This is a genomic window from Streptomyces sp. NPDC101152 (assembly GCF_044768275.1).
Taxonomy (GTDB): Bacteria; Actinomycetota; Actinomycetes; order Streptomycetales; family Streptomycetaceae; genus Streptomyces.
In genome coordinates, this window is record NZ_JBIWPO010000084.1 from 1 (window position 1) to 18,934 (window position 18,934).

Below are 18,934 nucleotides of genomic sequence, written 5' to 3' on the forward strand. Positions count from 1 at the left end.
ACAACTGTCCCGGGGGCGTGGTGCCCCCCCGTTTGTGTTGGGCCCCGCCCAACCCCCGGCCCGGGGGGGGGGCGCCCCGGGCGCCCCCTCCCCGCGGTCCCCGCCGCCCCCTTCCTGGTCGCCCTCGCCCTCGTCCCCTTCCGCACGAGTGTGTCGCACACCAACGCCGCCCTGATCCTCGTCGTGGTGGTCGTCGCCGTGGCCGCACTGGGCAGCCGTAAGGCGGGCGTAGTGGCCGCGCTGTCGGCGGCGGCCTGGTTCGACTTCTTCCTCACACGGCCGTACGAAACCTTCGACATCACCGCATCCAGGGACGTCGAGACCGCGGTCCTGCTCCTGGTCGTCGGTGTGATCGTGACCCAACTGGCGGCCAGAGCACGCCGCCTGGAGGTGATCACCGTCACGGACGCTTCCTATCTCTCGCGCATCCACCGCGTTGCAACCCTCGACGCGGACACCGTGGTCGACGAGGTCTGCCGTGAACTCACTGAACTACTTGGCCTGAACGCCTGCCGCTTCCAGTACGGCACTCTGCTGGGACAGCCGCCTCGGCTGCAGAACGACGGTGGAGTGATGGTCGGCAGGCGCTCCTGGGACGTGGACGCAGTTGGCTGGCCCGCGGGTGAGATCGAGTTGCGCGTCTACGGCAACGCCCGTTACCTCGGGCGCTTCATGCTCACCCCGGGGCAGGGGCTCGTACCTCCGCTTCAGGCCCGGCTGGTCGCGGCGACCCTGGCCGACCAGACGGGGGCCGCCCTGGACACGTCGGGGCCGGCCCGCTGAACCGACTTGGAACTCACTCCAGACCGGAGGCTTTGAACACGGCGCGGGCGGTCTCCCGGTCCACACGCCGGGAGATGCCCCGCAAGGCGGTCGCACCGCACAGCAGCAGCCCGTCGTCGGCAGACTTTCGCGCTCCCTCGTCCAGGCGCAACCACAGCTGCGGGTTGCGCACCAGGACCTCCGGGTCGATCTCAACGCGACCGCCCAGAGCGTCCCGCAGCAGCAGCCGCTGCGACATGCCGTCCAGACAGCGGACCGACACCAGCAGGTCCGTCCGCACCCGGTGCTCACGCACCAGCCGGCGCGAGGCCAGCCAGTTCCCGCCCGCAGACACCCGAGCGGGATACAGCACCACGAAGAGCAGCCCGGCGAGGGCCAGCCACAGCACGGTGCGCCACAGGGCGAGCCGCCCCGATCCCCAGTCGACCAGCAGCAGCAGAGCGAGCAGTACGCCGGCGCAGCGGACTGAGCTCCACAACTCCTGTGTCCACTCGCGGTCGTTCGTGGCCTCCCCGGCGCCGTCCGGATCGTCCGCGTGCGCGTCGAGCGGTCCTCCGCATGCGTCGTCACGGCGTCCCATGACACCGACGCTAGTGATCCGAGAGCCGCTGTCCCCGTGCCTTGATGCGGCTCTAACGGAAATCGGACGGTTCTTGTGTCCTGGCCATCGGGCGCGTTGCCCGGGGCACGGCAAAGGGGGACGTCGTCCGTGGGACAGGCCGTCAAGATTCCGTCAAGTTCGGCCGCCCGGGCGCGAAGAAGCCGCAAGGAGCAGTCGCAAGGGACGGGAAGGAGCCAGAACCTGGGTGCAGCCGCGCACTCTCGATCCCTGGTGCGTGGCCGAAGCACGTAAGGAGCGCGCACCCATGACTCTCCTGACCACTGAGCCGGGCGCCGTCCCCGCCGGCGAGGAGCCGCCGGATACCGGCGAGCGCCATCGCCTGACCGCTGTCACCGGACTCGCCGCCCTGTCGTTGGACGCGATGGCGTCCGTGGCCTACGGCCCCGAAGCGATCGTGCTGGTGCTGGCCGCCGCGGGTGCGCACGGGCTGGGCTTCACGATGCCGGTGACGTTGGCCATCGCGGGCCTGCTGGCGGTGCTGGTGGCCTCGTACCGGCAGGTGATCGCAGCTTTCCCGGACGGCGGCGGTTCCTACGCCGTGGCCCGCACCCACCTCGGCGCCCGAACCAGCCTGGTGGCGGCCGCTTCCCTGGTGCTCGACTACGTCCTGAACGTCGCGGTCGCCGTCACAGCCGGCGTGGCCGCCCTGACGTCCGCCTTCCCGGCGCTGTACGACGACCGCCTGTGGCTGTGCCTGGCGGTGCTCGCCCTGATCACGGGCGTCAATCTGCGGGGGATCGTGGAGTCGGCGAAGGCGTTCATCGTGCCGACCGTCGTCTTCGTCGGCTCGATCTTCGTCCTCATCGTCGTCGGCCTGTTCCGCTCCCACCCGGTGAGCACGGCGACCGCGGCCGGGCATGCCTCGGTCCTCGCCGACAACGCCTCGACCGTGGGCGCGCTGCTGCTGCTGAAAGCTTTCGCCTCCGGCTGTGCCGCGCTCACGGGCGTGGAGGCCATGCCGGGCTGGAGATCCAGCGGGGCTTCAACGACCACCTCGGGGCCGCGCTGCTTCTGGAGCTGCTCGCCTGGATCAGCACCGCCGAGGACCACCATGAGCGGGCGGGGAGGCTGCTGGGCAGAGTGCGGACCCTGTGGGGGGACCTCGGCACCGAGCTCTCCGTGTTCGGTCCCAATCTGGCCGAGTACCACGCGCACTGCGAGGCCGAGGTGCTGCGAGCTCTGGGCGCCGTCGGCTACGAAAGGGCGCTCAAGGAGGGGGCCGCCATCGACGGGCTGGGACAGGCCATCGCGTATGCCCTCGCCCCGGACAGCGCCGCGGGGCGGGCCGAGCCGCAGGCTTCCGCGGGCGTGCTGACCGGCCGGGAGCAGCAGGTCGCCGCACTGGTGGCCCAGGGCATGACCAGCCGCCGGATCGCCGCCGAACTGGTGCTGGCCCCCCGCACCGTCGACAACCACGTCGACCGCATCCTGACCAAGCTCGGCTTCTCCTCCCGCATCCAGCTCGCCGCTTGGTGGGCCGCACATCACGTAGCGGTTGAGTAGAACTACTCACGTTCCGAAGGCTGCCCCGAACCACACTCGTATCAAGCCTCTCCCCAGTGGAGCGGGCCCGGTGCGGCAGCACCGCTCGCAGGTCTGCCGATGAGCCTGCGAGATGTACCGCAGTGGCATGCGCGCGCTGTCACAGCGATCGCCCTACCCCTTCCGGGCACGATGCCAAGGCTGAGATCGCGGGCGCGGCATCCCCAGACGTTCACCAACGATCGGAGAAACCATGCGTACTGCCATCCTTCACCGCTTCGCCCTCCCAGCGATTCTCCCGTGCACACTCGCCAGTGTGGTCGCGCTGGCCAGCCCTTCGTCCCTGTCCGCTCCGCCGGCCGCCTCGGCGTCGAGCAGCACGCTCATCAATGCCCAGGAGGTAGCCCAGGTCAACTTCCCGCAGATCCACTGGCATGTGGACGCGGGCCGGCCGGCGTACGAGGGCATGCTGAAGGAGCTGCGGGACCTTGCTGTGTCGAATGCCAACGCGCGCAGAACCGGCACCATTATCGACACCAACGGCGTGCCACGAAATGTCACCATCCTCGACAACACCAGGACCAACAACTTCGCCGACATTGTGATCACCTCGAGTACCGTCACGGTGCACGCGGTCGTCCGGCTCAGCGATTTGTACGTCGTGCGCGTTTACACCCTCGGCACCGCCCATAACCGCGTCCTGAACCTCATCGGGGGTCTCCCCAACGCGGCTTCCACCGACGACAACTACTTCGTCGGCAGCGAGGGCTACGACGCCCTCGCTGCATCAAATCGCGGAAACATTGCCCTCACCAGCGTCACCCTAGGCCCCGCAACCTTCGCCAACGCCGTCTACGAGCTGGCCAATCCCAGAACCACCCGCCCCAACCAGGCCCGCAACATCCTGAGGCTGATCTTCGGCATCTCCGAGGCCGCCCGGTTCAACCCCATTGCCAACCGCATTGCTGGAAGCTTTGACACCGGGAATTCTGCCACCCTCAGCGCCCACCAAGTCGCTCTCATCAGGAGCTGGGCCAAGGTCAGCCACGTCCTGGTGGGCCGGACCAACGGCACCGATCCAGGCGCCAGCACCAGCGTCGCGGGTTCCTCCATTGGCAACGCGCGCCAGGCTGCGGCCTTGTTGGCCACAGCCCTCAATGACGGCCGCAACCCCAACCCCAAGGACGAACTCTGACGGGTGCGACTTCGGCTCCGGGAAGTACGTGAGTCAGGCAGTGAGTTGATAGTTGCGCTGGTCACGGGTGGGACAGAGGCGTACGTGCTCCCTGGCGAGGTGTACACCCCGACGCGCCGTACCACCCCGTCTGCGATACACGCCGCTCACACCGGCCACTGCTCCACCCCACGGCCGCCCGCGAGGCGGTCCGCTGCTGCGGCCAGGACGGTACCGGCTCCAGCTGGTGCCGATGACGAACTGCGCCGCGTTCCCCGACGGTTGGCGTCCCTGTTGGTGGAGTGAACTCCGCCCGCCGCACAACCGCGTCGCCGGGCCGCTCGGGCACCCGTATGCCGTTCCACCCCTCTCGATCCCGCGCGTGATGCGACGGGCCGGATGCCAGGGAACGCAGCTGATCTGCATGTTCACGCCCGTGAACCGGGTTGCCGGACTACTCACGGCCGCGAAAGATCGCTCGCTCCCCCCTTCACCACCATGTATTCGATCTCACCCGCGTTTCATCCCACCGAGCAAAGGATCTCGAAAAATGGTCCCCACCCCTGTAAAGAAGTGGCTGCTCACCATCGCTGCCTGCGGCCTGGCGGTCAGCGGCCTGAGCCTGGCCTCCGCCACGACTGCGAGCGCGGCCAACGAGACGGACCTCAACGGCAAATGGGACAACCTGCTGCCGAGCATCTGCCAGGACGGCTCCAACCGGAGCGGCCAGAGCGTCTGGTACTACAACACCGTCACGCACGAGCTCCACGACAAGAGCTACCAGGGCAAGTCCCCGGTCTTCGACCGGATCGGCGACGCTCGCGCGGCCAAGGTCTACCTGAACCCGGACTGGAAGGTGCTCAAGGGCCACTGCTACTACCCCCAGTCGTCCTCCTGGACGTATGAGGGGGCCGAAACAGCCTGGTCCGAGACGGCAAGCAACTGCGACAAGGGCTGCCCCCTCAACTACAACGTCTCGCAGAGCTACACGACCACGACGACCACCACCAAGACGGTGGGCGGCTCCGTCAGTGCCGAGCGCGCCATCGGCAAGCTGTTCGATGTCAACCTCGGTGCCGAGTTCTCGTACTCGTGGTCCTACGGCAAGTCCGTCGGCTGGTCGCGCACTGTCGGCATGAGCGTCCCGGCCGGCAGGACGGAATGGTTCGGCGCGAGACCCCTCAAGCGCGTGGTGCGGGTCAACCCGCACTTCTGGCTGGACAGCTACTCGTGGAACACCGTCAAGGACGGCAACGGGTACCACACCTCCCAGGTCTGGGGCGGCTACGGTTACCGGGCCCTCGTGGACCACGACTACTACTACGACGGCACGGCCAATGTCCTCAACAGCAGCGGCCAGCCGCAGTTCCGCTTCATCCTCCACGGGCGCGCCAACAAGTACAGCGACTGCCACTGACACGTGGCGGCACCTCCAAGATCCGAAGTGCCCGCCGGTCTCAGGCCGGCGGGCACTGAACCGCTCCGGGTCTGATGGAGGCCGTCTGGGGCTGTTGTGGAGAGTCCGGCCCCGGTTTGCTGGGGACGTTCGTGATGCAGAGATCCAGTACGGCGATCAAACGCGCCGTCGCCGGGATCCCGAGGATCAGACCGTGCCCTGCCGGCCCTGGAAGGCGTCGCAACGCCGGGCGGCGCGGAGGAGTTCAAAGGCATGGGTTGCCCTCGATCGCGCCAGACGTGCACGCAGCCTGTCCGGTGAGCCGAGGACAGTTGTGTGCTGAATAGTCTGGAAACCTAGGCGGTTCTGTACTGAGTTGTCAAGAAGGGTGGGCTGGCTTTACCGTCGGTGTATGGCGAGACCACGAAGCTTCGACCGAGACACCGAGGGCATGCTGGCCCTCCTCGACACGGCGGACCAGATGCCGAGCGCCAGCCTGCTGCGGGCCCGCTCCTATGAACTGTTGTCTCTTGTCCCTGGCTCGTCTGTCGTGGACGTTGGCTGCGGTGCCGGGCGGGCCGTCGCGGAGCTGGCCGAGCGTGGCGTCCACGCGGTGGGCGTGGATCCCGATCCGTGGATGCTGGCCGCGGCCCGGGAACGGTGGCCGGCGGCCGAGTTCTGGGAGGCGGGAGCGGAGGATCTGCCGTTCGCCGACGGAAGTGTGCGCGGCTACCGTGCCGACAAGGTCTTCCAATTTCTTCGGGAGCCGTGGCGCGCGGTGGCGGAAGCGCGGCGCGTCCTCTGCCCGGGCGGCAGGATCGTCCTGGTCGGGCAGGACTGGGACGCCATCATGGTCGACTCTGATGACGCGGCGCTGACCCGCACGATCGTGCACGCCCGTGCCGACCTCCTGGGCACGCCCCGCGCCGGCCGCCAGTACCGCAACCTGCTCCTGGACGGCGGCTTTAACGACGTCACCGTCGAGGTGCACACCAGCGTGTTCACCGATCCTGCGATGCTGCCGTTGGCCACCATGCTTGCCGAGCGGGCCTGCACGAGCGGTGCCGTGGGCCGTGGCCAGGCCGATGAGTGGGTCGCCGAACAGCGCCGACGCGCCGAGGCCGGCCGCTTCCTCATCGCCATTCCGTTCTTCGTGGCTGCCGCCTCCGCCTAAGACTTGTCCCGTAACGATCACGAAGGACGGCGTCGCAGCCAGTTGTCGACCGGCTGCGAAGTCAGTCAAGGCTGGTCGCCCATGCCGTCAGCGCCGCGAAGTCGTCGATGACAAGGCCGCATCGCGGGTCGACCTGGTGCAGCAGGGCGGGACCGTCGTGGTGCTCCATCACCCAGGTACGATCCGCCTCTGTGATCTCGTCGTCGACCCAGGCGAACGCACGGCCTTGCGCCCACGCGACGATCTCAGGCGTTTTCCAGAACACACCGTCCCCGGGCTCGGGGCGCGGTGAAGGCCAGCGAATGAAGGGCAGTTCGGGCAATCCCAGGACTGGTGCGACGAAGGCGTTGGCTTCTTCCTCCCACGTTGTCGCCCACACCAGGTCGAAGGGAAGCGCGTCCAGCGCCGGGCCGTGATCGGGGTTAAGCCACACCCGCAGCGGCTTCACGGGTTTGTTCGGCAGCCCCCACTCAGTCAGCCGGCGCCGCTCGGCGGCCTCCCAGCGAGGCGTCAGCAGGCGGTGCGTCTGATAGCCCTCGGGTCGACGGTGCGGCTTGGCGGCATATGGGTTCAAAGGCCCGTCCACGTCCACCAACAGCACTGGGCGCACCAGCTCATCCCCCTTGGTTCTGCGTCGCACCGTACCGGCCGGTGACGAAAGCGCCCAACAGATTTCTGGCAGATACTGATCTCCGCAGCTCTGGGCTCCGGGGTAGTGGGACGATCTCGACGTGGCAGCAATGATCACGGCGTCACAGCCGTCCTGGATAGGCCCGTTCACGGGGCTGAGCCCGCGCTGCTTCGGCAAGCTGGTGACCGCCCTGCGCCGGGAGGGAGCGGACACGGTCCGCCGAGGCCGACCGTGGAGCCTGCCCCCGGAGGACCGTGTCCTGCTGATCGCAGCGTACTGGCGCACGAACTTGACACTGCGCCAGCTCGCGCCGTTGTTCGGAATCTCGAAGTCTGCGGCCGATCGCATCATCAACCGCCTTGCACCGCTGCTCGCGCTGCGACCGCGCCTGCGGTTCCGCAAGGGCACCGTGCTCATCGTGGACGGCACCTTGGTCCCCACGCGTGACCACGCAGTGGCCGAGCAGGCGAAGAACTACCGGTACTCCACCAACCACCAGGTCGTCATCGACGCCGATACACGGATGGTCGTCGCGGTTGGCCAGCCCGTGCCCGGCAACCGCAACGACTGCAGGGCATGGGAGTTGTCCGGGGCGAAGGCCGCCGTCGGCAACACCACGGTGATCGCTGACGGCGGTTACCGTGGCACTGGCCTGGTGATCCCGCACCGCCGCGAACCCGGACAGGCCGAACTCCCAGCCTGGAAAGAGGAGCACAACCGCTCACACCGCAAGGTCCGCGCCCGCGTCGAGCACACCTTCGCTCGCATGAAGAGCTGGAAGATCCTCCGCGACTGCCGCTTGAAGGGAGACGGCGTTCATCACGCCATGCTGGGCATAGCCCGCCTGCACAACCTCGCGCTCGCCGGATAGACCGGCCCGAGGCGCGACCCCGATGCTGGCCTCGACTCAGTTGATCATTGCGGGACAGCCTTTAGAGAGCAGATGGAGCACGGGCTGCGGGAATCCGCTTGACCGGGGAACGGTGACCACGCCTGTCAGGCACTCGTGGCCGATGTGGGTTTCCTTGGCCAGCTGAGGGTGGCCCCCCTTCCGTGCGAGACGCCTGGTCATGAGGGGGATGACGGCCCGGGTGATCAGGGTCTCAGGACTGGATGCCGTTCGTAATCCCGGGCATGGCGGCGTGCGTGCATCATCCACGCGAGCGACCTCTCGACGCCCCAGCGGCGGGGCAGCACGACGAAGCCGCGCACGTCTGCGCTTTGAAGGGGGCGGGCGTGAGGTGTGTGGCTCCGTCGCGAGGGTGCGAGCAGCGGAGGGTGACGGCGGCAGAGGAGTGCCGGCGCGAGCGGCGCCGTGGGGGCGCGAGGTTCAGAGGGCGGTAGCACGACGCTGCCGCGGGGGTGCGAGTAGCGGTGGGTGCGGCGTAGCGGCGGTCGCCTGTTGTCGCAGGGCGGCGTCTGCGGCGACCGCCGCCGTCACCTCACGGCCCTTGGCCTCCGGGCCGCCCCGGAGGAGAGCCCTGCGGCGGCCCGGAGGCCAAGGACGGTGAGGTGTTCCGGCAGAGGATCTGCGTGGCCGTGGACCGTGGACCACGCCCGCGCCCTGCGCGTCTCGCGCCGTCGGGCTCGAGCCCGACGCGCCTGGCAGGCGATCCGGCTGATGCGTCGCCCGTCGATCTCGCGACGCGTCCCCAGCGTCCAGTGGGCGCCCCGTCGGCGATCTAGCGGGTGGACCCGGCGTGCTCCCGCACAGTCGCCGCCTCGCTCGCCGCCGCCCCGGCCCCCGGTTCGGCGCTCTTCCTCGTGAACCCGCGCCGGCCCGGCAGGACTGCGAGGACGATCAGTGTTCCGGCGGCCATGGTCTGGGCGACACCGTGGGCGAAGGCCTGGTGGACGGCGTCCACGGCGGCCTAGGCCTAGATCACGGCGAACATACCGAAGAAGAACATCACCGCGAGGATCGAGCCGGTGAAGGGACGCAGCGTGAACTTTCGGACGTCCAGCATCGGGTGCGGGTGCCGCAGCTCCCAGGCAGCGAAGGCGACCAGACCGACACCGGCGACCACGGCGGCGGTGACGGGGCCGACGCCCCAGCCGGAGTGCGGGCACTCGATGGCGGCGTAGATCAGGGAGCCGACGGAGACGATCGACAGCAGACCACCGACGTAGTCGATCCAGCCCATGGCCTCCGCCTTGGACGGCGGTACCAGGCGGGCGCGCCGAACACGGCGAGGACGGCGATCGGCACGTTGATCAGGAAGGTCGAGCCCCAGGCGTGGTCCTCGAGCAGCCAGCCGGAGACCAGCGGGTCGACGGCCACCGTCAGCCCGGAGGTCGCGGCCCAGGCGGTGATGGCCTTGACCCGCTCGCTGCGGGGGAAGACCGCGACCACCAGGGACAGCGTGGCCGGCATCACGATCGCGGCACCGACACCCGTGATCGCGCGGGCCACGATGACCAGCGAGGTCTCGTCGACCATGCTCCCCGTCTCCGAACCGCCGGCGAAGATCAGCAGACCCAGCACCAGCGCGCCGCGCCGGCTGTACTCGTCGCCGATCGCGCCCAGCACCAGCATCAGCGCCGCGTACGGAACGGTGTTGCTGTCGACAACCCATTGCAGATCACTGCTGCTCAGGCCCAGGTCGGTGGTCATGTCGGGGGCGGCGACGATCAGCGACGTGTTCGACATCACCGTGATCAGCAGGCTCAGGCACAGCACGAGCAGCGCCCACCAGCGCCGCGCGTAAGGCCCGGCCATTTCTCGTAGCTCATGAGAGGGACGGGGGCGGACGAGCGGAAGTTGAATGCCCATCGCGTGGCGTCATGTTTTGCTCTGGAACGCTCACTGGCTCGGGGCAACCATCAGTTCGCGCAGGCGAGTGTTGTTCTGCAGCACCCACCGCATGGTCCGCGGCGGGCGCCCGAGCAGGGTGTCCAGTTGGTCGGAGAGGACGTCGTACCGCCCGCCGGCGATCAGCCTGGTCTGGATCCTCAGGTGCGCCGCCACGTGCCGGGCCGTCGCCGGATCGCCCAGGGTCTCCTGCAGCACAGCCTCGTCAAGGAAGGCCTCGTTCCAGGCCTCCACCTCCTCAGGGATGTAGACGACCTGGCGTCCCAACACGGCTGCGTAGTCCTCGGCGAACCCGTACATGTCCTTCAGCTCCGGACCGGTGAGCGCGTAGGACTTCGAGATGTGCGGTGCGGGGTCGACCAGCATCTTCACGCACACCTCTGCCAGGTCGTGAACGGCGATGGGCGCGAGCCGCTGGTTGCCGAAGGGCAGGCGCAGTTCACCGTTGCTCAGCGGGCCCAGTTGCATCCAGGTCAGATGGGGGTTCTCGGCGAACAGGGTCGCACGCACGTTGATGGTCGGGAGGCCGGACCAGTCCAGCACCTTCTCGCAGACCCAGTGCGCCCGCTGCTGCGGTGACCAGTCCGTGACCAGTCCGCCGAGCCAGGAACGCCGCTCCTCTTCCGGTGTGGTCATCTTCTCGAGGGTCATGTACGACTGCTCGTAGTTGGACAGGTGCACGAAGGCCTCGATGTCGCCCTGGGCTCGCGCCGCCGCGGCCATCACGGTGAGGGCATCGGCGTAGTACGGCTGCGGGGTCATGCTGAAGTAGATGCGCTTGACACCCTTCAGCGCGGCGGCCACGTCCGCGAGTTTGAGCAGGTCGCCGACGAAGACCTCGGCTCCGGCCTCGCGCAGCGACTGCGCGCGTTCGTCGTCCCGTCGCACGAACGCGCGCACCGGGTGGCCCTGTTCGAGCAACATGTCGATCATCACCCTGCTCACGCCACCGACTTGGCCGCCGGCGCCGGTGATCAGAATGGGATTGAGTTCCGTCATTGTTGTGTCCTTCATCTGGTGGGGGGCGTTCAGGGAGCCGAGGATGTGAAGTCGTCGAGGCGGGCGAGGAGGGTGGCGTTGACCTCGGAAGCGACCCGATGAGCATCGACTACACCGTGCAGGAGGAGGTGCTGCCCCGCTGGGGCGAGCGGCTCGCCCTCTCCGCCACCGGTGCGAAGCCGGGGGCCGATCATCGTCGTCAAGGCCCGCGACCGCTCCGCGGCCCAGCGCTGGCTGGCCGACCCGACGGCTACGGCCACTCCGGGATCGCTGTCGATCACGAGGACCGTGGCGCCGGCCGCGCGGCCCGTGCAACTGTCGGAGCGGTCCACGTAAGTCAACTCCGATGGCCGGTAAGCGAGTTCAGCCGACGACGTCCCGTGGCCGGCCGCCCGCCAGGAAGTCCGCCACGTTCTGCACCGCGGCCAGCGCGATGCGGACCAGCGTCTCGCGGGTGACCGCGCCGAGATGCGGCGAGAGCACCACGTTCGGCGCCTGGAGCAGCCGCAAGGCCGGGGTGGGCGGTTCGGGGTCGAAGACGTCGATGCCCGCACCGGCCAGGGCTCCCTTCTCCAGCGCGTCCGCGAGGGCGTCCTGGTCGATCAGCGCGCCCCGCGCCGTGTTGACCACGAACGCCGTCGGCTTGAGCAGCGCGAGCCGCTCGGCGCTCAGCAGATTCCGGGTCTCGTCGGTGAGCGGCGCGTGCAGGGACACGTAGTCGGCGGTGCGCAGCAGCTCGTCGAGGGGGACGTGGCGGGCCCCGCCGAGCCGGGCCTCCGTCTCCTCGGGCAGCCGCCGGCGGCCGGCGTAGACGATGTGCATGTCGAACGCGACCGCACGGCGGGCGACCTCCTGGCCGATGTTGCCCAGGCCGACGATGCCGAGCGTCTTGCCGGACAGCTCGGTCAGGGAGCCCTGGAGGCGGGGCAGGGCCCAGTCGGCCTCGACCAGCGCGGTGTGCGCGGGGACGAGCTGCTTGGCGAGCGCGAGCATCAGCGCGAAGGTCTGCTCGGCCACGTTCTGCGACTCGGCGCCGCTGGAGCCGATGTTGGCCACCCGCACCCCTCGGCCACGGGCCGCCGCCACGTCGACGTAGTCGAAGCCGTGGCTCGCGCACTGCACCAGCCTCAACTCCGGTGCAGCGGCCAGGTGTCGGGCGGTCACCGGGGCAAGAGCGGTGATGATCACGTGTGCCTCGCGCAGGGCGTCCGGGTTCTCGTCGGCCGCCTCCACGACGGTGACGTTCGCCTCGCCGGGGAAGAGCGCGGCGAGTCCGGCGCCGGCGGCACGCCCGCCGACGTGCGGGGCGATGACGGCGAGGACGTTCTTCGGGGCGGTGGTCATGCTGTCACTCCTCAATGAGGTCGGCGGGGACGCGACGCTCGTGCTGCTTGCTTGCTGGTCATGACTGAAAACGTCTGGAAACTGATTGGTTTCCTCACCGATGAAGGTGCGGCGAGCGGGTGACGGGCTGAGACCGTGGAGCCGCACCGGAAGGTGTTGGGGTGAGGTGTAGTCGGAGGACGGGGGAACGCCGTCGACGACGGAGAGTCGTGGCCGGGCACCGTCGTCCCGGCGGCCACTCGGCTTCGTAGCCACAGACCTGCCGCACGGCGAAGGGCCGGCTCCGCACGCGAGCAGCCGCCCGTTCGACATCGAGGGTTCAGGTCCGCGCGGGCGTCGTCTGCAGGAACAGCTCGAGCAGGGCCAGCAGCGTCTCGGGCGCGTCCTCGGTCGGGAAGTGGCCGGCGCCCGGGATCTCGACCACGGGTGCGTCGGGGTAGACCAGCCGGAACGACGGGATCACGTACTGGGGCAGCAGTGCGGTGTCCCGTATCCCGACCGCCAGCATCGCCGGCACGGCGCGCAGCGCGGCGACGGCTTCCATGGGCGGCGGGCCGGGCGGGGGGCCCTGCGGGCCCTCCAGGACCTGCCGGGGGAAGGCGATGACACCGCGGCACTCCGCCGGGGTCGAAAAGGGGCTGGAGTACGCGCGGATCCAGGTCGGCGTGGCGATCTCGGGCCGGGCGACATGCTGCAGGTCGATCATCAGCTGGGCGATGGTGTGACCCGCGTTTCCGAGGATCTGCTCGAACGAACCGTCTGAGAGCGCCGAGTGGGCCCACTGGAACCACCGGCTCTCGGCGCCGTTGGCCATCATGAGAGGGGCGATGTCGTCTGCGAGGGGCAGCACGGTGTTCGTGGCGAAGATCCGGGAGATCCGGTCGGGGTGACGCAGTGCGAACCCGGTGCCGATGGGGCCGCCCCAGTCACGGACCACCAGGGTGATGTTGGTGAGGTCGAGGGTGTCGACGAGCAGTGATTCGAGATTGAGGATGTGCTCGTCCGCGTCGTATGTGCGGTCCTGCGGTGTCTCGCTCTTGCCGAAGCCCATGTGGTCGGGGACGATCACGCGGTGGTGGCGTGACAGCGGCCCGATCAGGTGGCGCCACTCGTAGCCCCACGTGGGCTCGCCATGCAGCATGACGATCGTCTGATCGGGCTCTTCGGGGCCCTCGTCGATGTAGTGCTGGCGGAAGCCGGCCGCCTCGTTGAAGCGGGCGGGATACGGCCACGTGCCGTCGAACGTCTCGTCTGCAGCAATCACGGGATCTCGCGCCTTCCTTGCGGTTTGTCCGTACTGACCACGGCCACGCGGTCATCCAGAGCATGTGGGTTTGAAGCAGCCTTCATCGGCTGGCTCTTTCTTGCGCCGAGCTGCGTGCGACGCCCTGAACGTCATGAGTTCAACGTCCAAGCCGCCTCCGCGGCGTCGCGGTCCTGCAAGCCCGGACAAAGCCTGTCCGGTGACCTCAGGACCGTTGTGGACTGAACGGTAAGAAACCTAGAGGGTTCTGTACTGGGTTGTCAAGAAGGGTGGGTCGGCTTTACCTTCGATGAATGGCCAGACCACGAAGCTTTGACCCCGACCACGTCCTGCATGCCGCCGAGCGGCAGTTCCGCACCTCGGGCTACAACGGCACGAGCGTCGACGACATCAGCGCCGCCACCGGCCTGGGCCGCGGCAGCCTCTACGCCGCGTTCGACGACAAACACGGCGTGCTGCTGCAGGCCATGACCGGCTACGTCGCCCGGCTCGGGCAGGGCCCGCCGAAGATGCTCGCCGGACCGGACGAGGGCGCACTGGAACGACTGCACGCCTACCTGCTCCGCGCCGTCCACGGGGTGCCACTCGCCCCCGACGTACCCCCCGCCTCTGACCGGGCGGGGGCGGCCTGCTTCGCCGCCAAGATGGCCCTGGAGATCGGCGCCTCCGACCCCGAGGTGCAACGCCTGGCCAACGACTGCTTCTCCGTGGTCCGGACGGCGGTGGCCGAGTGTTTGCGAGCGGCACAGCGCAATGGCGACATCGACCCCGACGCCGACCCCGACGACCTCGCCTACCTCCTGCTGACCGTCATCCGCGGGAGCGACGTCGTCGGCGCATACGGCCACAGCCCCGACCGCCTGACCTCGATCGCGGAAACTGCGTTCGCACTCCTGCCCCGCCCACGCCAAAGCTGAGAAGCGCACGGCCGACCTCGTCGCACAGGCATCTGGCGCGGCCGGCCCACCTCGACGCCGCGCAGGCACGGCCCGCTTACGCGCCGCCGGGCGGTCATCCGGGCGGCTGGCGGAGAACTACGCCCGCATCCAGTCGAGTTACTCCACCGCATACGCGGTGCCGCCGGGCTTGAACTACACGCTCAGCCGCCGAACGCACGCCGCAGCGGATGATGGTCCGTCGGCCGCCGCTGCGCTATAGCACCAGCCGGACGGCTCGGGCCCTCGCCACGGGATCCACCTTTTTCGGTATGACGTGCATCATTCCAACTCGGAAAGATGCGGCATCAGGCCGACCGCACTTGACAACTCAGTACAGAACCGCATAGGTTTCTGACTGTTCAGTACATAATCGTCCTGAGCTTCGGACAGGCCGCGTGCATACCTGGCGCCTCACCGTCCCGTCGCTCTACCTCCACGGGCCCGGCGCGAGGCACTTCCCGCACCTGGAGCAGCCCCAGACGGTCGCCGACCACTTCCTGGGCTTCCTGAACAACTGACCCTCTGCAACCACTCAGAACTCGAAGGGTTGACCGAACCATGACTGACAAGGAAGAGCATGAGGCCATGGCTGTGACCACTCCTGCGTACGCGAGTGACGCACTGGCCGAGGGGACCGTCGACGCGGTGGTGATCGGCGGGGGCGCTGCGGGGCTGAACGGTGCACTGATCCTTGCCCGCTCCCGCCGCTCGGTCGTCGTGATCGACGGCGGCTCCCCGCGCAACGCGCCCGCGGAGGCCGTGCACGGCCTTCTCGCCCTGGACGGCACCCCGCCGTCCGAGATCCTTCGACGGGGCCGGGAGCAGGTGCGCCAGTACGGCGGACGCATCGTGTCCGGCGAGGTGGTCTCGGCCGAGTCCGCCGCCCCGTCGGCGGACGGGGACCTGCGGTTCACCGTCACCCTGGCCGACGGCCGCAGCATCACCGCCCGCCGCATCCTGGTGGCCACCGGCGTCAGGGATGTGCTCCCGGAGGTGCCCGGGCTCGCCGAGCACTGGGGGCACAGTGTGGTGCACTGCCCGTACTGCCACGGCTGGGAGGTGCGCGACGAGCCCATCGGCATCCTCGCCACCGGCCCGGGCTCCATCGGCCACGCGTATCTGTTCCGTCAGCTGACCGAGGATCTGACCTACTTCACCCACGGCACAGACCTGGACGAGGACAACCGCGCCCGCTTCGCCGCCCGCGGCATCCGCGTAATCGACACCCCGGTCACCGAGATCGTCGACGACGAGGACGGTGCCCTCGCCGGGGTGCGCCTGGCCGACGGCCAGGTCGTGGCCCGCCGCGTCCTCGCGGTCGGCCCGCGGATGCAGGGCCGCACCCAGGGCCTGGAAGGTCTGGGCCTGCCGGTCCAGGACCTGCCGGTGGGCCGCGGTTTCGCCTCCGGCACGGCCGGGATCACCGAGGTGCCGGGTGTGTGGGTGGCCGGCAACGTCACCGATCCGGTTGCCCAGGTCGGGGCCTCCGCAGCGGCCGGCGCCCTGGCCGGCGCCGACATCAACAGGATGCTGGCCATCGCCGACACCGACGCGGCCCTCCAGAAGACCGCCGAAGCAAGCCCCACAGCGGCCACGCGATGATCTCGAAGCCCTGAGATCTCAGCCCGTCACCCGCTCGCCTCACCTTCATCAGTGAGGAAACCGATCTGTTTTCCCGTCTGGAAGCTGATCAGGTTCCAGACGGTTTCAGCCATACCCAGCAAGCAGGAGCGTCCCGCGGAGGTGAACGCCACACTCCTCGACGTCCTCGCCCGCCTCGACGACTCCACATGCTCGGCTTCCTGAACGGCCGACCCACCCCCACCAGATGGAGGACACGACAATGTCGGAGCGCAATCCCATGGACAAGAACACGACATCGCGACAGCGGGCCCTGGTGGTCGGCCTCGGGATCAGTGGGACCGCCTCCGCGCTGCGCCTGCATCGCGCGGGCTGGGACGTGGTGGTGCTGGAGAAGGCCCCCGAGCGGCGCCGCGGCGGATACTTCATCGCCCTGTTCGGGACCGGGCTCGCCGCCGCCGAACGGTTGGGCTTCGCCGATGCGGTGTCGAATCGCGTCGCTCCGGAAAGCGTGAGCTACGACGTCGACCGCACGGGTCGGCGCCGCCGCGGTGTGAGCTACGCCGATGTGTTCCCCGGGTCTCGACTGTCGGTGCGGGGTGACATCGAAGACGCGGCCTTCACCGCCCTGCCCGACGAGGTCGAGATCCGGTACTTGACCGTGCCGATCGCGCTGGACCAGTGCCTCGACGGGGTGGACGTCGAGATCCGCGACCTGACGACGGAGACGTCGACCGTCGAACGGTTCGACCTGGTGGTCGGGGCAGACGGACTGCGCTCGACGGTGCGCGGGCTTGCGTTCGAGTCCGAGCAGAGCCCGATCCGTCGGCTGAACTACATGATCGCCGTGTACAGCCTGCCCGAGCCGGTACCCGGCTACCGCCTACAGGACGGGCTGACCCTGGCCGAGGCGGGCCGATCGGCGTGGGTGTTCCCGTTCGCCGACCGTCCGCCGTCGGTGCTGTTCTCCTACCGCACCGACGACGTGGACGCCGAGTTCACCCGGCCGGCCATCGACTCGCTGCGCGCCGCCTACGGCCCCGAGCCCACCGGCTCCACGCTCGGTTGGCTGCTCGACCAGTTCGAGAAGGCCCCGGACCACCTGTTCGACTCCGCCGAGCAGGTACACCTCGACCACTGGCACCGCGGCCGAGTCGTGCTCGTCGGCGACGCCGCGTGGTGCCTGACCCTTTACTCCGGCATGGGGGCATCCACCGGACTGGCCGGGGCGGACCTGCTCGGCACCATGCTGGAACGCCACCCGCACGACGTGCCACGAGCGCTGCAGGACTGGGAGGACCACCTGCGCCCGTTCATCGACCACCACCTCGGCAGCGGTGTGAGCATGCGCAGTTTCCTCACCCCAGGCAACCGCGCCGAGTTGCTGCTTCGGTCCTTGCTGATCCGCCTCGGCCAGCTGCCGATCGCCGGCCGGCTGCTTGCCAAGACGAGGACCAAGAGTGCGCGTATGAAAAGTCTGGATATCGCCGCCGCTGCAGCGTGAGTGGAGTTCCTCGAATACGAGCGGGAGAACGAGGTCGTCTGGGCCCGCAACTTCGTTGAACGAATGCTCGGACGCAGGTCGCGGGGATGGCCGGGAGGTTCATGTACCGGAGCACAGGCTGTTATCCGGTACATCGGGGTTCACCCGAGCTGCTCGCTCCACGCGTCGTAGCAGCCGCGGTCGACGAGCCTGGTCCAGTCTGCGTCGAGGGTGGCGACCACCGTGGTCTGGCTGTGGGTGCCGCACCGGCTGCACGCGATCCCGGTCTTGCGGTCGAGGCGGTGCAGCTGCAGCGGACCCTGGGCGGGTTCAGAGCGCATGACGCGGTTGGCGAGGCGGGCCATCGGCGCCGCGGCTTGGTCGTGGAATCGCCGCCACCACGGCGGGCCGCGGACGACGAAGGAGCCGGGTCCGATGCTGGTGCGTGCGTTGTTGAGGAACGAACGCAGTCGGCCGGTGTAGGGCTCTCGCTATGGTGGTTGGGCACGGCCGCGATGGCCGCGGCGAGAGTTGAGCCTGGGGAAGCGAAAGTCGGCCCCCGCTCTGGTCGCGCAGAGACAAAGATCGTGGCTATGAGTGAGCCTTACCCGGACGAGTTGGTCGATGTGGTGGACCTGTACGTCGATGTCCAGCAGGTTCTGCTCAACCGGCCAGCCTCCGGCGCTGACCCGGGCCGTGTCGTGGTCGCCATGCAGGCTCACGAATTCCTGCAAACGCGGTCCGAGTTGGCGGAGCGGCGGCCGAAGCGCCACCGTCTGATGCGGCGAGGGTTCGGCCGATTGACCGTGCAGTTCAAGCCCGGCGACACCGCGCATGCGGGGGAGCAACTCAACCGGATGCGGGGGCAGTTCTTCACCACCCGCCCGGATGACCGCGCGGCGGTGCGTGAACCTGCGGGCCGTGCCTCCGGGGCGGCGAGGTGGGCCGGCCGCGTCAGATGCCTGTGCGACGAGGCCGGCGGTGCGCTTCTCAGCTTTGGCGCTGACGGGGCAGGAGTGCGAACGCGCTCTCCGCGATCGAGGTCAGGCGGGCGGGACTGTGGCCGGCCGCGCCTATGACATCGCTCCCGCGGATGATGGTCAGCAGAAGGTAGGCGAGGTCGTCGGGATCCGCGTCGGGGTCGATGTCGCCATTGCGCTGCGCCGCTCGCACACACTCGGCCACCGCCTCCGCGACCACGGTGAAGCAGTCGTTGGCCAGGCGTTGCACCTCCGCGTCGGAGGCGCCGAT

19 protein-coding genes and 3 pseudogenes are annotated in these 18,934 nt (G+C 68.9%); 11 read left to right on the forward strand and 11 right to left on the reverse strand.

From position 1 onward, the window contains the following. The first annotated feature begins 114 nt into the window (after positions 1–114). Positions 115–783 carry a DUF4118 domain-containing protein gene (locus ACIRVK_RS43185; protein ID WP_404257307.1) on the forward strand — a complete coding sequence of 223 codons (669 nt, stop codon included), beginning with the start codon at positions 115–117 and terminating at the stop codon, positions 781–783. A gap of 13 nt (positions 784–796) precedes the next feature. Here ACIRVK_RS43185 and ACIRVK_RS43190 read toward each other — a convergent pair whose 3' ends face one another. Further along, positions 797–1,363, reverse strand: a complete 567-nt coding sequence (locus ACIRVK_RS43190) for a hypothetical protein (RefSeq protein ID WP_404257276.1) — start codon at positions 1,361–1,363, stop codon at positions 797–799. A gap of 286 nt (positions 1,364–1,649) precedes the next feature. Here ACIRVK_RS43190 and ACIRVK_RS43195 point away from each other — a divergent pair. From ACIRVK_RS43195 to ACIRVK_RS43215, 5 genes and pseudogenes are all read left to right on the forward strand, one after another. Beyond that, a pseudogene (locus tag ACIRVK_RS43195) lies at positions 1,650–2,363 on the forward strand (APC family permease); the annotation flags it as partial. A gap of 350 nt (positions 2,364–2,713) precedes the next feature. After that, positions 2,714–2,908 (forward strand): LuxR C-terminal-related transcriptional regulator, encoded by a 195-nt coding sequence (locus tag ACIRVK_RS43200; RefSeq protein WP_404257278.1) that lies wholly within the window; start codon positions 2,714–2,716, stop codon positions 2,906–2,908. 295 nt (positions 2,909–3,203) lie between these two features. Then, positions 3,204–4,082: a ribosome-inactivating family protein gene (locus tag ACIRVK_RS43205; RefSeq protein ID WP_404257280.1), complete on the forward strand. Its 879-nt coding sequence runs from the start codon at positions 3,204–3,206 to the stop codon at positions 4,080–4,082. Positions 4,083–4,611: 529 nt separating this feature from the next. Further along, the gene (locus tag ACIRVK_RS43210; protein ID WP_404257282.1) at positions 4,612–5,478 is read left to right on the forward strand and encodes a hypothetical protein; all 867 of its coding nucleotides are present in this window, start codon (positions 4,612–4,614) and stop codon (positions 5,476–5,478) included. Between the two features lie 391 nt (positions 5,479–5,869). Next, positions 5,870–6,631: a methyltransferase domain-containing protein gene (locus ACIRVK_RS43215; RefSeq protein ID WP_404257284.1), complete on the forward strand. Its 762-nt coding sequence runs from the start codon at positions 5,870–5,872 to the stop codon at positions 6,629–6,631. 61 nt (positions 6,632–6,692) lie between these two features. On the opposite strand, the gene ACIRVK_RS43220 is transcribed toward ACIRVK_RS43215, so the two are convergent. Further along, positions 6,693–7,244, reverse strand: a complete 552-nt coding sequence (locus tag ACIRVK_RS43220; protein WP_404257309.1) for a hypothetical protein — start codon at positions 7,242–7,244, stop codon at positions 6,693–6,695. 118 nt (positions 7,245–7,362) lie between these two features. Between ACIRVK_RS43220 and ACIRVK_RS43225 the strand changes: the two genes are divergently transcribed. Then, the gene (locus ACIRVK_RS43225; protein ID WP_404257286.1) at positions 7,363–8,133 is read left to right on the forward strand and encodes a transposase; all 771 of its coding nucleotides are present in this window, start codon (positions 7,363–7,365) and stop codon (positions 8,131–8,133) included. A gap of 242 nt (positions 8,134–8,375) precedes the next feature. On the opposite strand, the pseudogene ACIRVK_RS43230 reads toward ACIRVK_RS43225, so the two are convergent. From ACIRVK_RS43230 to ACIRVK_RS43260, 7 genes and pseudogenes are all read right to left on the reverse strand, one after another. Beyond that, positions 8,376–8,471: pseudogene (locus ACIRVK_RS43230) on the reverse strand (IS5/IS1182 family transposase); the annotation flags it as partial. A 473-nt stretch (positions 8,472–8,944) separates the two neighbouring features. Beyond that, the gene (locus ACIRVK_RS43235; RefSeq protein WP_404257288.1) at positions 8,945–9,127 is read right to left on the reverse strand and encodes a hypothetical protein; all 183 of its coding nucleotides are present in this window, start codon (positions 9,125–9,127) and stop codon (positions 8,945–8,947) included. Between the two features lie 33 nt (positions 9,128–9,160). Then, positions 9,161–9,981, reverse strand: a pseudogene (locus ACIRVK_RS43240) (MFS transporter); the annotation flags it as partial. 84 nt (positions 9,982–10,065) lie between these two features. Further along, positions 10,066–11,073 (reverse strand): NAD(P)H-binding protein, encoded by a 1,008-nt coding sequence (locus ACIRVK_RS43245; RefSeq protein WP_404257290.1) that lies wholly within the window; start codon positions 11,071–11,073, stop codon positions 10,066–10,068. A 29-nt stretch (positions 11,074–11,102) separates the two neighbouring features. Continuing rightward, positions 11,103–11,405 carry a hypothetical protein gene (locus ACIRVK_RS43250; RefSeq protein WP_404257292.1) on the reverse strand — a complete coding sequence of 101 codons (303 nt, stop codon included), beginning with the start codon at positions 11,403–11,405 and terminating at the stop codon, positions 11,103–11,105. A gap of 31 nt (positions 11,406–11,436) precedes the next feature. Next, positions 11,437–12,417 (reverse strand): 2-hydroxyacid dehydrogenase, encoded by a 981-nt coding sequence (locus ACIRVK_RS43255; RefSeq protein ID WP_404257294.1) that lies wholly within the window; start codon positions 12,415–12,417, stop codon positions 11,437–11,439. Between the two features lie 319 nt (positions 12,418–12,736). After that, positions 12,737–13,681 carry an alpha/beta fold hydrolase gene (locus tag ACIRVK_RS43260; RefSeq protein WP_404257295.1) on the reverse strand — a complete coding sequence of 315 codons (945 nt, stop codon included), beginning with the start codon at positions 13,679–13,681 and terminating at the stop codon, positions 12,737–12,739. Between the two features lie 293 nt (positions 13,682–13,974). Between ACIRVK_RS43260 and ACIRVK_RS43265 the strand changes: the two genes are divergently transcribed. The 4 genes from ACIRVK_RS43265 (at position 13,975) to ACIRVK_RS43280 (ending at position 17,704) form a co-directional block, all read left to right on the forward strand. Beyond that, positions 13,975–14,598 carry a TetR/AcrR family transcriptional regulator gene (locus tag ACIRVK_RS43265; protein WP_404257297.1) on the forward strand — a complete coding sequence of 208 codons (624 nt, stop codon included), beginning with the start codon at positions 13,975–13,977 and terminating at the stop codon, positions 14,596–14,598. A gap of 416 nt (positions 14,599–15,014) precedes the next feature. Beyond that, positions 15,015–15,137, forward strand: a complete 123-nt coding sequence (locus ACIRVK_RS43270) for a hypothetical protein (protein ID WP_404257299.1) — start codon at positions 15,015–15,017, stop codon at positions 15,135–15,137. A gap of 67 nt (positions 15,138–15,204) precedes the next feature. Then, complete coding sequence (locus tag ACIRVK_RS43275) at positions 15,205–16,221, forward strand: NAD(P)/FAD-dependent oxidoreductase (RefSeq protein ID WP_404257311.1); 1,017 nt, start codon at positions 15,205–15,207, stop codon at positions 16,219–16,221. Positions 16,222–16,462: 241 nt separating this feature from the next. Then, the gene (locus ACIRVK_RS43280) at positions 16,463–17,704 is read left to right on the forward strand and encodes an FAD-dependent monooxygenase (protein WP_404257301.1); all 1,242 of its coding nucleotides are present in this window, start codon (positions 16,463–16,465) and stop codon (positions 17,702–17,704) included. 140 nt (positions 17,705–17,844) lie between these two features. Here ACIRVK_RS43280 and ACIRVK_RS43285 read toward each other — a convergent pair whose 3' ends face one another. Then, positions 17,845–18,024 carry a hypothetical protein gene (locus ACIRVK_RS43285; protein WP_404257303.1) on the reverse strand — a complete coding sequence of 60 codons (180 nt, stop codon included), beginning with the start codon at positions 18,022–18,024 and terminating at the stop codon, positions 17,845–17,847. A gap of 649 nt (positions 18,025–18,673) precedes the next feature. Beyond that, positions 18,674–18,934: TetR family transcriptional regulator C-terminal domain-containing protein (locus tag ACIRVK_RS43290; protein WP_404257305.1), on the reverse strand; the 261-nt coding region annotated here is incomplete at its 5' end.